The sequence below is a fragment of the Rhizobium sp. RU36D genome (genome assembly GCF_900176345.1).
Lineage (GTDB): Bacteria > Pseudomonadota > Alphaproteobacteria > Rhizobiales > Rhizobiaceae > Allorhizobium.
The window spans coordinates 88,123-100,634 of record NZ_FWXU01000011.1 but is presented as its reverse complement, the minus strand read 5'-3'; the positions used below and the strand labels follow the sequence as shown (position 1 = coordinate 100,634).

General features: G+C 62.0%; 10 protein-coding genes. 5 read left to right on the top strand and 5 right to left on the bottom strand.

The features are described 5' to 3' along the window. The first annotated feature begins 3 nt into the window (after nt 1–3). Genes B9A97_RS15330 through B9A97_RS15320 form a run of 3 tightly spaced genes read left to right on the top strand, consistent with a single transcriptional unit; the run spans nt 4 to nt 2,302 of the window. On the top strand, nt 4–1,041 hold the full coding sequence (locus B9A97_RS15330; RefSeq protein WP_084366224.1) for a putative FMN-dependent luciferase-like monooxygenase: 1,038 nt from the start codon (nt 4–6) through the stop codon (nt 1,039–1,041). Between the two features lie 28 nt (nt 1,042–1,069). Further along, nucleotides 1,070–1,669 carry a CMD domain protein gene (locus tag B9A97_RS15325; RefSeq protein ID WP_084366223.1) on the top strand — a complete coding sequence of 200 codons (600 nt, stop codon included), beginning with the start codon at nt 1,070–1,072 and terminating at the stop codon, nt 1,667–1,669. A 15-nt stretch (nt 1,670–1,684) separates the two neighbouring features. After that, entirely contained in the window at nt 1,685–2,302 is a 618-nt protein-coding gene (locus B9A97_RS15320; protein ID WP_084366222.1) for an alkylhydroperoxidase domain protein, read from the top strand. A gap of 138 nt (nt 2,303–2,440) precedes the next feature. On the opposite strand, the gene B9A97_RS15315 is transcribed toward B9A97_RS15320, so the two are convergent. Beyond that, nucleotides 2,441–3,334, bottom strand: coding sequence for a LysR family transcriptional regulator (locus B9A97_RS15315; protein ID WP_084366221.1), 894 nt, complete (start codon nt 3,332–3,334; stop codon nt 2,441–2,443). A gap of 119 nt (nt 3,335–3,453) precedes the next feature. On the opposite strand from B9A97_RS15315, the gene B9A97_RS15310 reads away from it, so the two are divergent. Together B9A97_RS15310 and B9A97_RS15305 are read left to right on the top strand one after the other, a co-directional pair. Then, on the top strand, nt 3,454–4,065 hold the full coding sequence (locus B9A97_RS15310; RefSeq protein WP_084366220.1) for a glutathione S-transferase family protein: 612 nt from the start codon (nt 3,454–3,456) through the stop codon (nt 4,063–4,065). A 56-nt stretch (nt 4,066–4,121) separates the two neighbouring features. Then, on the top strand, nt 4,122–6,176 hold the full coding sequence (locus tag B9A97_RS15305; protein ID WP_084366219.1) for a 2Fe-2S iron-sulfur cluster-binding protein: 2,055 nt from the start codon (nt 4,122–4,124) through the stop codon (nt 6,174–6,176). Between the two features lie 68 nt (nt 6,177–6,244). Here the strand turns inward: B9A97_RS15305 and B9A97_RS15300 are convergent, their stop codons facing one another. The 4 genes from B9A97_RS15300 to B9A97_RS15285 are packed head-to-tail and all read right to left on the bottom strand — an operon-like array spanning nt 6,245 to nt 12,231. Next, the gene (locus B9A97_RS15300; protein WP_084366218.1) at nt 6,245–7,435 is read right to left on the bottom strand and encodes an alpha/beta hydrolase; all 1,191 of its coding nucleotides are present in this window, start codon (nt 7,433–7,435) and stop codon (nt 6,245–6,247) included. Beyond that, a complete protein-coding gene (locus B9A97_RS15295) occupies nt 7,425–10,538 on the bottom strand; it encodes an efflux RND transporter permease subunit (protein ID WP_084366217.1) in 3,114 nt (1,037 codons plus the stop codon). Before B9A97_RS15295 ends, B9A97_RS15300 begins: the two co-directional genes overlap by 11 nt. Then, nucleotides 10,538–11,617: an efflux RND transporter periplasmic adaptor subunit gene (locus tag B9A97_RS15290; RefSeq protein ID WP_084366216.1), complete on the bottom strand. Its 1,080-nt coding sequence runs from the start codon at nt 11,615–11,617 to the stop codon at nt 10,538–10,540. Before B9A97_RS15290 ends, B9A97_RS15295 begins: the two co-directional genes overlap by 1 nt. Beyond that, the gene (locus B9A97_RS15285) at nt 11,614–12,231 is read right to left on the bottom strand and encodes a TetR/AcrR family transcriptional regulator (protein ID WP_084366215.1); all 618 of its coding nucleotides are present in this window, start codon (nt 12,229–12,231) and stop codon (nt 11,614–11,616) included. Before B9A97_RS15285 ends, B9A97_RS15290 begins: the two co-directional genes overlap by 4 nt. Nucleotides 12,232–12,512: the final 281 nt, after the last annotated feature.

Sequence of the window (12,512 nt, the reverse complement as noted above, 5' to 3'; positions counted from 1 at the left end):
ACCATGACCAGCACAAGACACGGCAAGCGCCTCGGATTCTTCACCCGGCTTCTCGACGAGGCGGAGGCCGGTGAGCGCTATCGTCTGGCAGCCGAGCAGATCGCGCATGCCGAAGCCTTCGGCTTCGACAGCGCGTGGATCGCCCAACATCACTTTCATGCCGATGAAGGCGGGTTGCCGGCTCCAACGGTGTTTCTGGCCCATGTCGCGGCCCGGACCTCCAGGATCCGCCTGGGAACAGGGGTGATCACCCTTCCGATGGAAAATCCGATCCGAGTTGCGGAGGATACGGCCGTGCTCGACCTGTTGTCGAAGGGTCGCTTGGAGATCGGCTTTGGTACGGGCGGCACGCGGGAATCGTTCGAGGCTTTCGGGATCGACAGCGACAAGCGAGGCGATGTCTATGCATCACACCTCAAAACCGTGCGCGATGCCTGGGCCGGGCGCGACCTTGCCGCCGGCAACCGGCTCTATCCGGCCGCTCCGCAATTGCTGGATCGCGTCTGGCTCGCAACCTTTTCCGCTACTGGTGCGAAACTGGCAGGAGAAAGTGGCGATGGCCTGATGCTCTCACGCACCCAGCCACGTGCTGCCGAAAATCCCGACGCCACGCTCTGGGATCTGCAGAACCCGATGATCGACGCTTATCTCTCCGCCCTGCCGGCGGGCCGGGCACCGCGCATCCTCGGGTCCCGCAGCGTCTTCATTGCCGACGATCGCAAGGAGGCGCTGCGTCTGGCAGAGATTGGCCTGACCCGAGTTGCAAAGCGTTTCGCGGAGGCGGGACATCGCATCGTCGGCAGCTCCGTGCAGGACCTCATCCGGGCACTGGACAGCCACGTGGGTACACCCGAAGACGTGATCGCCTCGCTGAAGGCCGATACCGCGCTCGCCCGTGCGACCGATCTGGTGTTCCAGGTTCACTCTGTCGATCCGCCGCATCGGTCCATCCTGCGGTCGATCGAACTGGCGGCGACGGAAGTGGCGCCTGCTCTCGGATGGGCGCCTGCTCAGACTGAACACCTCGCCGCAGCCCAGTAAGACATCAAAGACCTCAAGGTAGGAAAGCATGACCACACCCATTCCTGACGTCATCGATCACCTCGCCGGGATCGCTGCCCATAGCGAACTTGACCGGCTTCGCGCGCGGCGTCCCGTGACCCGGGAGAACGCGCAGAAAAGCTACAGCGCCCTGTTCGAACCCGCCTCGACCGACGATGTGAGCCTGGCCGAGCGTTTCGCCGTTGCGGTCTTCGTCGCCGAACTGCACGGTGCTGCCGAAGCCGCAAGGTTTTATACCGAGAAGCTCGATACTGTGGCTGAAGGTGTGGCTTTGTCCGCCTTCGCCAAGTCGGCTGCGGCGGAAGCTGCCGATCGCGGCCCTTACGGCCATTATCCAGCCGGTCCTCTATCGGCTGAAAATCAGGACGGGCCGCATTATCACGTGTCATCCGCGCTGCAGGCCTCCGCCAGCGCCCGGCTTGTCGCAGCGCTGGAGCATGCGCACCTCCTGGTCTTCCATCTTCGTGATGCCGATCCGGCGGCGCTTCGCCGGCTGATCGAAGCGGGATGGTCGACCACCGGCATCGTCACGCTTTCGCAGCTCATCTCTTTCCTGGCCTTCCAGATCCGTGTCATTGGCGGTCTGAAAGTCCTGGCCGCAGCCTGAATCCGAGGATTTTTAATGACCGATACCGTAATCGAACCCGGCGTCACCAATCCGCCTGCTGTCTTCACCCAGGACAGTATCGGCTGGACGCCCTGGCTGGAGCCGTTGCAGGAATCCGACCTGACGGAGCGGCACTGGGAGGGGCTCGTGGAGACGTCTCGCGCCAAATCGCCCTACTTCATGCTGCTGGTGCGTGATCCCGCCATTCTCGAGGCGCGGACCAAGACGGACAAGGATATTTTCTACAATACGGTGGACGGCTTGCCGCGGGCGGATCGAGAGCTGGCCGCGACGGCCGCATCGCGCTTCAACGGTTGCATCTTCTGCGCCTCGGTGCATTCGCGCTTTGCATCCCATCACTCCAAGCGCGGCGAGGACGTGCAGCGTCTGCTGGATGAGGGCATCGAGGCTGATCTCGGCGAGCGGTGGAATGCGATCGTTGCCGCATCTGTCGCGCTCACCGCAACGCCTCCGACCTTCGGACCGGAGCACGTTGCTCAATTGAAGACGGCTGGTCTGAGTTCCGATGACGTGTTTGACGTCATTCACGGCGCAGCATTCTTCAACTGGGCGAACCGTCTGATGCTGACGCTTGGCGAACCTCTGCCGGCAACGGTCGCGGCAGCAGCATAAGGCGCGGTCAACAATATCGACCATCTTTCTAGCGGGGCACATCCCCCGTCCGTCTGCTTAAGGAGGGGCGGGGGATCGTGCCGTCAGATCGGGCTCTCCCAAGGCAATCAAAGCCTTGGCGAATAGCCTAACCCTACCCTATCTCAACAATTCCCGCAGTCGCGGCGTTGCGAAGTCGAGGAACGTCCGGAGTTTCAGCGGCATCAGGCCCTCCGATATGTGTAGGAGATGAACCGGCGAAGCATTCTGTTCAAAATTCTCCAGCAACGGCACCAGCAAGCCGGCCTCGACTGCCCGCTTTGCCTGATAGGCCATGACACGCGTTATTCCGAGACCTGCTGCGGCAGCATCGACCGCCGCTTCGGCCGTGTTGACGGAAAGGCGCGTCCGGATTGGCACTTCGATTTCTTTTGCCCCGTCGCGGAACGTCCACAACCGTGTTGAGAGTACTCCGTTGAATGCAATGCAATCGTGGTCCTTGAGGTCGTGGGGATTTGACGGATGGGAGCGCCGCGCCAGATAGGCGGGATTGGCATAGGTGGTAGTGCGGATCGAACCCAGGCGGATCGCGATGAGGCTGCTGTCTGAAAGCTCGCTGATGCGCAGGGCGACATCGATATGTTCGTCAGCGAGACTGATCGTCCGATCGCTCAGCGTCAGGTGAATGTTGATATCCGGAAATGCCTTCAGGAAGTCCGTGATAACCGGCAGCACATGCAGGCGACCGAAGACAATCGGCGCCGTCATGGTCAGGTCTCCCTTTGGTGCAGCATGTTCTCCGGTCGCGCGGCGTTCGGCTTCGTCTACTCGCTCAAGAATTTCGCGCGCTGCAGCGACGTAACTCTCTCCGGCCTCCGTGAGCAGAATCCGGCGGCTGGTGCGGGTAAGCAGGCGAACGCCAAGATGAGCCTCCAATTCGGCGATCTTGCGGCTCACCGTCGGTAGCGGCGCGTGCAAGGCGCGTGACGCAGCGGAAAGGCTGCCCTGTTCCACCACGGACAACAGAACCGCCATGGCATCAAGCCGATCCATATCTGGCTTCCATAAAACGAGAGGATGACTACAGAAATAGGTCTCTACTACGAAAAGATGGATATCGCTAGCTATTTGCCATGCCGGATGATGGTGTCCGGATCTCAAGGGAGCCAGCGATGAAACTCTATCACTTTCCACTATCAGGCCATGCGCACCGCGCTCGCCTCTTCCTGTCTCTGCTCGACGTGAACGCTGAGATCATCGAGGTCGATCTCGCAAGCGGCCAGCATAAGACGCCAGAATTCCTCAAGCTCAACCCGTTCGGTCAGGTGCCAGTGCTCGAAGATGGTGGTGTCGTCGTCAACGATTCCAATGCCATCCTCGTCTATCTTGCCACGAAGCTTGGCCGCAAAGACTGGCTGCCGGATGATCCGGCTTCCATCGCGAAGATCCAGAAGTGGCTTTCCGTCGCGGCCGGAGAAATTGCCTATGGCCCGTGCGCGGCACGTCTGATCACGGTTTTCGGCGCGGACTTCCGGGCCGATGAGGTGATTGCACGCGCTCAGCGGGTTCTTGCCCTCATCAATGCTGAACTTGAAAACCACCCCTTCATGACAGGCGACACGCCGACCGTCGCGGATGTCGCACTTTACAGCTACATCGCTGGCGCGCCGGAAGGCAATGTTGACCTGGCAGGGCATCCGCATGTTCTCCAATGGCTGGCGCGGGTCGAAGCTTTGCCCGGTTTCGTTTCTTTCCCGAAAACACCAGTCGGCCTCGCAGCCTGAGACAATCTCGCGGTCGGGACCTTGGTCCCGACCGCCGTTTCGCAAAGGAGGCTCCAATGGCTGTTGAAGAATCGTCACCGTCGTCACCGTGGCATGCGGGTGAACTGCAGTTGCAGCGGCACGCCGGTGTGGCCGAGCAGATGGATCCCATCGGGCGCAGGGTCCTGCGCACCTTCCTGCTGGAGCAGCACCGCGAGTTCTATCCGCTGCTGCCCTTCATTGTCATCGGATCGGTTGATCGCGATGGCATGCCATGGGCAACGATCCGCAGCGGACGGCCAGGCTTCCTGCATTCGCCCGATCCGCTGACACTAGACATCAATGCCGCCAGCGATCCGGATGATCCGGCCGAAGACGGACTGAAAAACGACGACGCGATCGGTCTGGTTGGCGTCGATCTCATCACGCGCCGGCGCAATCGGTTGAATGGGACTATTATCCGCAGCGGCAGCGACCGCTTTTCCGTTGTCGTCGGGCAGAGCTTTGGCAATTGTCCGCGCTATATCCAGAACCGGGATTTCAGCTTTGTGCGCGATCCGGCCTTGCCCAAGCGTTCCGAGGTGCTGGTTTCAGATCGGCTGGACGGACACGCGCGGGACATCATCGAAGCTGCCGACACTTTTTTCGTGACGTCTTATGTGGAGCGCGACGGTGAGGGACGACAGGTGGATGTCTCCCATAGAGGTGGCCGGCCCGGCTTCGTTCGCGTGGATGCCGATGGTGGCCTGACAGTGCCGGATTTCAATGGAAACCAGTTCTTCAATACGCTCGGCAATTTCATCATCAATCCGCGCGCAGGACTTCTATTCGTTGATTATGCGACGGGTGACCTGCTGCAGATCACTGGCAGAGTCGACGTCATACTGGATTCACCCGAAATTGCAGCCTTCGAGGGCGCCGAACGTCTTTGGCGCGTGACGCCTGACGAGGTGGTGCTGCGCAAAGACGCATTGCCGCTGCGATGGAGCCTGCTCGAAGGCGGCCTATCGCCGAGCAGTCTGATGACAGGCGGATGGAAGGAGGCCGCAAGCCGCCTCAAGATTGCGGCCCAGCCAAAGACATGGAGACGCTTTCGCGTGCAGCAGGCCATCGAGGAAAGCTCGACGATCCGCTCGCTATACCTTGCACCTGTTGATGGCGAGGCTCTCATCCCACATCAGGCAGGACAGCATCTGCCGATCCGCATCAAGGACGGGCAAGATACGGTCCGTCGCAGCTATACGATATCCAATGCTCCAGCGGATGGCTTCTACAGGCTGAGCATCAAGCGGGAAGGCCGGGCATCCAGACTTCTGCTCGCAATGCAGGAAGGCGACGAGATCGAGGCACTGGCGCCGGTGGGAGCGTTCACCATCGACGCAATGGAACGCAACCGACCGGCCGTTCTCCTTGCGGGTGGCATCGGCATCACGCCGTTGCTGCCCATGTTGCGCCATGTCATCCAGACGGGCGACAGGACGCGCTATCGCCGACCAGTCTGGTTGTTCCGGTCGTCGCGCATGTCTGCCGAAAGAGCGTTTGATCGCGAAATCGGCGAACTGGTTGCACGCAGCGAAGGCACGATTCGGGATGTCAGGGTGCTCGGTGCGCCTGATGTCGGCGAAGAGGGGCTCTTTGATGCAGCGGGCCGCATCGATATGCCGTTGTTGAAGGCCCATTTGCCATTTGCCGACTTTGACTTCTATATCTGCGGGCCGTCGTCCTTCATGCAGTCGATGTATGACGGGCTGCGCGGACTGAATATCCCAGACGGCCGTATCCATGCCGAGGCTTTCGGCCCTTCCGGTCTGAAGCGTGATCCTGATGCTCGCCTGTCCGCGCGGTCGACCAAGCCCACACCTCACGTTCCGACCCGCGTCGTCTTTACACAATCGGGAAAAGAGGCGCTCTGGCAGCCTGGCGGTGGCTCCTTGCTGGATCTCGCAGAGCAGAGTGGCCTCAGTCCCATCTACGGCTGCCGGGCTGGCACTTGCGGCGATTGCCGAACGAAGATTGTCACGGGTGACGTCAGCTATCAGTCAGAGCCTAGCTATGCGGTCGCAACGGGCGAGGCACTGATCTGCTGTTCGGTGCCTGCACAGACGGACGAGGATTTGCAGCTCGAACTGTGAGGACTGGCCAGATCGGTGCGCGCCTTTGCCCATCCAGCTCTATGGAAGAGGTGCATCGGATTGGCCTCTCAGTTCGCTGGCGCCATCAGGCGCAACGGCGAAACGATGGTCGAGCGCACTACGCTGGCCCCTGTGCGGGCGAGGCGAAGGCCGAGCGTTGCGTCGTCGGTATCGATCCGCTGTTCGGCCAGACGGCTCGCGAGCGCCTGTAGCATGTCAGAATTCTCCGCAAAGGCGTTGTGCCCGAGCATGTCATTCTGCTGTACGTCGGTGGCATCGATTACGCTGATGCCCTCGCGCGCGAGTTCAGCCTTGTAGGGCCTGAGATCGACCGAGCCCAGCCGGCCGACGTCGCCAGCGATGAAGGTTGAGGCCGCCAGCGCCAGATCGTTGCGCGAGGCATAGACAGTGAAGCGCGGCCGCTTCTCTCCCATCTCGATCACCTGGCGGCGGAACACGTCGACATCGATATCCGGCGAGGCGAGCACGACATTGCGCACCTTAGGCGAGACCCGCCCGGCCTTCAGTGCCACGTCGCGCAGCGCCTCCATCGTTAGCCAGGTGCCCATGGAATGGGCGAGCACGGTGATATCGGCCACATCAGGGCTGCGAATGGCTTCCTCCAACAGGGTTACCAGACCGAAGCGCGAATAGATCGTGCTCTCCTTGTCATAGACATAATCGAGCGCATTGCCGCGCGATGGCCAGGTAAACAGCACCGGCGCGGCATCCGCGCGGATGTCATGCGTTATCTGGGCGAAGCGGAACACGGCGTCGGCATAGGTCGTGTTGAAACCGTGCACGAAGATCAGCACCCGCCGCTTGCCGCCACTGCTGCGTTTGAACCAGTCCATAGCCTGGGTCTCACTCATCTGCTTGGCACTGGTCACGACGAAGGCCCTTTGCGGATCCGCCCGGCCACCGCTCGGCCACTGGATCTCGCCGGGGCGACGCCGGTCGTCCGGGGGGATCGACACGGTGATGTTGTCGAGCCGGATGTCCTCGCCGCGTTCGCCGGAATAGCGCAGGGCCTTGTGCTCAGACGGCGCACGCGTTGTCGCCACCAGCATATCGACCTTGCCGGTGGTGGGATCGTCGACCGTCACTGGCACGAAGACGTCTGGCCGATGGCCGCAGGCAGCCAGCACCAGAAGGAGGCCGAGAACGCCGGCCAACCGGCCAATGCTTGCAAGTGAAAACCGCGCCGATGGCGCGGTTCCCCTTGAGACGGGCTTCGTGAAGACGGATCTACTGAGCATGCGTGATGGTCCCTTCGGTCGCAGTATCGCCCACGCCGACCGCCTTGTCCTGCTCGGCCATGAGGAGCCAGAGCAGCAGGCAGGGCAGCAGCGTCAGCGTCAGCACGGTAGCCGCCGCCAGGCCGCCGATGATGGCATAGGCCATCGGGCCCCAAAAGATCTGGACAGCGATCGGGATCATGCCGAGGATGGCGGCAAGGGCCGTCAGCAGGATCGGCCGCGACCGGTGGACGGCCGCATGCACGATCGCCTCGCGGATCGGCTCACCCTTGGCGACATTCTGGTCCACTTCCTGGATCAGGATGACGGCGTTGCGGATGATCATGCCGGAGAGCGCGATCACGCCGAGCTGTGCGACGAAGCCCATCGGCGTGCCGGTCGGCAGCATGGCGGCCACCACGCCGATCAGGCCGAAGGGGGCCATGGCCACGGCAAGTGCCATGCGCGAGAAGCTCTGCAGCTGGACCATCAGCAGCGCGACGATGACGATCAGCATGATCGGAAGCACCGCGAAGACCGAGGCATTGCCCTTGGCGGCTTCTTCGGTGATGCCGCCCGACTGGATCGCATAGCCGATCGGCAGGGTTTCCCTGAGCGCTTCGAGCGAGGCGTTGACCTCGGCAGCAACGGTTGCCGGCTGCAGCCCCTTGGCGACGTCAGCCTGGACGATGATCATCGGACGACCCTGACGGTGCCAGATAACAGGTTCTTCCATGCCGTATTCGATCGTCGCGACCTGGCGCAGCGGCACCGAACGGCCATCGCTGCCACGCAGGTTTATGTTGCCGATCGTCGCGATCGACGTGCGGTCAGCCTCGATGCCCTTGACCACGACGTTGACCAGTCGGTCGCCGTCCCGGACACTGGTGATGGTCGAGCCGGCGAAGATCGCGGAGATTTCGCTTGCCACCGATTCCGAGCTCATGCCCAGCGCCCGCGCCTCGACCTGGTTGACGACAACAGTCACGCGTCGCTGCGGTTCGCCGGCCGTCAGGTTGACGTCGCGGGTGTTGGCATTGTCACCGACGACATTCGCCACCTTCAGCGCCAGTTCGCGCACTGTCTTGTAGTCTTCGCCGGTGACACGGTACTTCAGCGGCCAGCCGACCGGGGGACCGAGTTCGAGCGGCGAGACACGGGTGGTGACATCGGCGAAGTCCTTGCGCATGGCCTCTTCGAGGCGGGCGCGCACGGCGTCGCGTTCGTCGATGCCCTTGGTGACGACAACGGTCTCGCTGACATTGTCGTTTTCCAGCAGCAGATCCATCGGCAGGTAGAAGCGAACCGAACCGGAGCCGACATAGGTGGTGAAGTGGGCGACATCGTCGTCCGCCTTCAGCAGGGCTTCGAGCTTGCGGGCCCGCTCTTCGGTCGCCTCGCGCGAGGCGTTCTGCGGCAGGGTCAGGCTGACAAGCAGTTCGGGGCGGTCGGAGGCCGGGAAGAATTGTTCCTCAAGTTTGGTTGCGCCGAAGCCGGAGAGGACGAGCAGCGCGACCGCCGTTCCCAAGGTCAGCCAGCGATGGCCAAGCGACCAGTTCAGCGCCCGCTTGTAGGCGGCCATCACGCGTCCGTCTTGTTCCGCATGGCGCGGCATGGTCTTGGGCAGGATCCAGGTGCCGAGCAGCGGCGAGAAGAGCACCGCGACGATCCAGGACGCCAGAAGCGAGATCAGGACGACCATGAACAGGGAGAATGTGTACTCACCCGCACTCGACGCTGCAAAACCGACTGGGATGAAACCGGCGATCATGACTAGCGTGCCCGTCAGCATCGGGAAGGCGGTGGTCTCATAGGCATGGCTTGCGGCAACCGCCCGGTCTTCGCCGTTTTCGAGACTGGAGACCATGCTTTCCACGGTGATCATGGCATCGTCGACGAGCAGGCCGAGTGCGATGATCAGGGCCCCGAGCGAAATACGCTGCAGGCCGATGCCGGCGAGGTCCATGCCGAAGAAGGTCATGGCCAGCACGAGCGGGATCGAGGCGGTGATGACGAGGCCGGCCCGGGTTCCGAGCGAGACGAAGGAGACGGCGAGCACGATGACGATCGCCTCGATCAGCACCTTGACGAAGCCGCCCACGGCCTCCTTGACCACGGTGGTCTGGTCGGCCACCTGGATCATCTCGATGCCATGCGGCAGTTCGGCGGCGATCTCGGCCATGCGCTCCTTGAGGGTCTCGCCGAAGGCGAGCAGGTTGCCGCCTTCGGACATGGAGATGGCGAGACCGATAGCCGGCTCTCCGTTGACCCGGAAGGCAGGCGCCGGCGGATCAACGAGTTGGCGCTCGATGCTGGCGACGTCTTCAAGCCGAATGAACCGGTCGCCGACGCGGAAGGTGAGGTCGTGCAGGCTCTTCTCGGAGGTGAAGGCGCCACTCACGCGCAGCGAGACCTTCTCGCTTTCGGTGCGCACCGTGCCCGTCGGGGTGATCGAATTCTGAGCGCGGACCGCTTCCATGGCAGCGGCCGGATCGACGCCAAGGCTGGCGAGCTTGGCCGAGGAGAATTCGATGACGATCTCTTCTTCCTGGACGCCGAGCACATTGACCTTGCCGATATCCTTGATCGCAAGAAGCTCCGCTCGAACGGTCTCGACGCGGTCACGCAGTTCGCGCTTGGAGAAGCCCTCCGCCTGGAAGGCGTAGATGCTGCCGAAGGTGTCGCCGAACTCGTCATCGAAGAACGGGCCCTGTACGCCCTGGGGCAGGGTGGGAGCGAGATCGGTGATCTTCTTGCGGACCTTGTACCATACATCGTCAACCTCCGCAGGCGGGGCGTCGTCCCGCAGGTTGACGAAGATCACCGACTGGCCGGGGCGCGAATAGCTCTGGGTGTGATCGAGATAGGGCGTTTCCGAGAGCTTCTTTTCCAACTTCTCGGTCAACAGGTTCACGGTGTCCGTGGTGCTGGCGCCCGGCCACATGGCCGAGACCACCATGGTCTTGATGGTGAACGGTGGATCCTCGTTGCGGGACAGGCGCTGATAGCTCCAGATGCCGGCGACCACGGTCATGATCATCAGGAAGATGACCAGCGACTGATGCTGGAGTGCCCAGGTGGAGAGGTTGAACTTCTTGCTCTGCGGTTTCGATGCGTTGGCCATCACTGACCCTCCCCTGCCTCGAGCTTGACCACTTCGCCGTCACGCAACTTGCTGACGCCGGCCGTGGCGATGATGTCACCTGTCTTGAGGCCGGAGGCGACGTAGATGTTCTGGTCGTCGTAGCGATCGATCTGGACGGTGCGATAGGCGAGCTTGCTCGACGCCTTGTCGAAGACGAAGACGGCCGTCGCACCGTTGCTGTTGGTGAGCGCAGAGGCGGGCAGCTCGACCAAATCCCTGGGCGAGATCACGATGGTGCCGAGCACGGCGGCGCCGAACGGCATACGCTGGCCTTTGTCGTCGAGCGATACCTTGACCCGGAAGGTCCGGGTGATCGGATCGGCGGACGGCGTCACCTCGCGCACGGTCCCCGTTGCGGTTGCCGCCGGGTTGGAAATCAGGCTGACCTCTACTTCGGTGGTCTCGGCGCCGGCATTGAGCAGTCGCTCCGGAATGTCGAAGACGGCGTCGCGATCCTGGTTTGATATGACGGTTACCACCTGCTGGCCGGCCTGTACCACCTGGCCGACATTGGCGCCGACGGCCGAGACTATGCCGTCGCGCGGCGCCTTGATCTCGGTATAGGTCAGCGTCTCCTCTGCCGTCGACAAGGCGGTCGTGGCGGCTGCAAAACGCGCTTGCGCTGTCTGCAGGTTGGCCTCGGCCTCCTGCAGCTGCGCTCGCGATATGGCGTTCTTCGAGAAAAGCTCGCGGTTGCGCTCGGCGGTCAGGCGGGCGAATTCCAGGGCTGACTGGGTGGTTGCCAGTTCGGCGCGCGCGGTCAGCACGTTGTTCTGCGCGGGTACCTTGTCTATGCTGGCGAGGCGTTCGCCGGCCTTGACCTCGATGCCATTCTCCACACGGAAGGTAAGCTGGCCGTCGAGACGGAAGCTCATCGGGGTCTCGTAGCGTGGGCGGATTTCGCCGGTCTGGCTGACGGTCTCGCCGATCGAGCGGATCTCGGCGACGACCGACTTAATCGGACGGGGTGCCTTGGCTTCCGGCTCGGCCTCGCTGCAGCCGGCGAGCAGTCCCAGGACACCCGCCAGCGCGACGTATTTCAGAATGCTGGTCTTCATTGTGCGGCTCCTTGCGGGCGAAGCCCGCTGATGAACAGTTCGATCTTTTCATCGACAAGTTGATCGACATTTCCAAAGTCGAAATCGTTGAAGGTGGAGGCGAGGGTCACGATGCCATGCACGCCGGCCCAGATAATCTGCGTGGACCGCTCGCTGTCTGAGGTGGCGATAAGGCCTGCGGCAGCAGCCTTGGCGATCTGCTCGGCAAGCTGGCGATACGGCAGCATCGTAGCTTCGTCTTCCATCAAGGGTGACGTGAGCCCCTGATCGTTTTCCAAGAACAGCATCCGAAAACGATCACGGTCCTCAAGGCCAAAGCGAGCATAGGCCTTCATCATGGAACGGACGGCAGACAGCGGATTATCCGCTGTCCGATGGATTTCGTCGAAGCGGTTGCGCAGCTCGGTGATCGCATCACGGCAGAAGTCGACAATCAGATCCTGCTTGCTTGGATAGTAGCGATAGAGGGCACCTGCCGTCATCCCGAGGCTGTCCGCCAGCCCCCGCATCGACAATTGGCCGAGGCCCTCGCGTCCGACGATCGTCGCGGCGGCTGACAGAATGGTTTTGCGGAAGTTGCGGATGTCGTCGTCGCTCAGTGCTTGTCTTGGCATGATCACTCTCTCACGGAATTAAATTACGCGTTCAATAAACGCGTTTAATAAACGTGTCAAGCGATCAGCGAAAGTCTCATGTTCGCCGTCGGATGACGCGATCATGGTCTCAAGGATTCGCTTCTGACGATGCATCGTCACAGCAGGCGCGTCATGAGGTTGGGACTAGCTTCCAATGGTCGGAACAGGGGCGGAGCCATCCAAGCCCGATGTTGCAGGGGCTCCTATTGAACTCAGGGTAAGGGAGTCCAGAACCAATCCGGTTCGAGGTTGGCCGCTCT

What these genes read in the sequence shown, in the direction of transcription:
- B9A97_RS15330 (WP_084366224.1), top strand. Translation starts at nt 4, where the DNA reads ATGACCAGCACAAGACACGGCAAGCGCCTCGGATTCTTCACCCGGCTT.
- B9A97_RS15325 (WP_084366223.1), top strand. Translation starts at nt 1,070, where the DNA reads ATGACCACACCCATTCCTGACGTCATCGATCACCTCGCCGGGATCGCT.
- B9A97_RS15320 (WP_084366222.1), top strand. Translation starts at nt 1,685, where the DNA reads ATGACCGATACCGTAATCGAACCCGGCGTCACCAATCCGCCTGCTGTC.
- B9A97_RS15315 (WP_084366221.1), bottom strand. Translation starts at nt 3,334, where the DNA reads ATGGATCGGCTTGATGCCATGGCGGTTCTGTTGTCCGTGGTGGAACAG.
- B9A97_RS15310 (WP_084366220.1), top strand. Translation starts at nt 3,454, where the DNA reads ATGAAACTCTATCACTTTCCACTATCAGGCCATGCGCACCGCGCTCGC.
- B9A97_RS15305 (WP_084366219.1), top strand. Translation starts at nt 4,122, where the DNA reads ATGGCTGTTGAAGAATCGTCACCGTCGTCACCGTGGCATGCGGGTGAA.
- B9A97_RS15300 (WP_084366218.1), bottom strand. Translation starts at nt 7,435, where the DNA reads ATGCTCAGTAGATCCGTCTTCACGAAGCCCGTCTCAAGGGGAACCGCG.
- B9A97_RS15295 (WP_084366217.1), bottom strand. Translation starts at nt 10,538, where the DNA reads ATGGCCAACGCATCGAAACCGCAGAGCAAGAAGTTCAACCTCTCCACC.
- B9A97_RS15290 (WP_084366216.1), bottom strand. Translation starts at nt 11,617, where the DNA reads ATGAAGACCAGCATTCTGAAATACGTCGCGCTGGCGGGTGTCCTGGGA.
- B9A97_RS15285 (WP_084366215.1), bottom strand. Translation starts at nt 12,231, where the DNA reads ATGCCAAGACAAGCACTGAGCGACGACGACATCCGCAACTTCCGCAAA.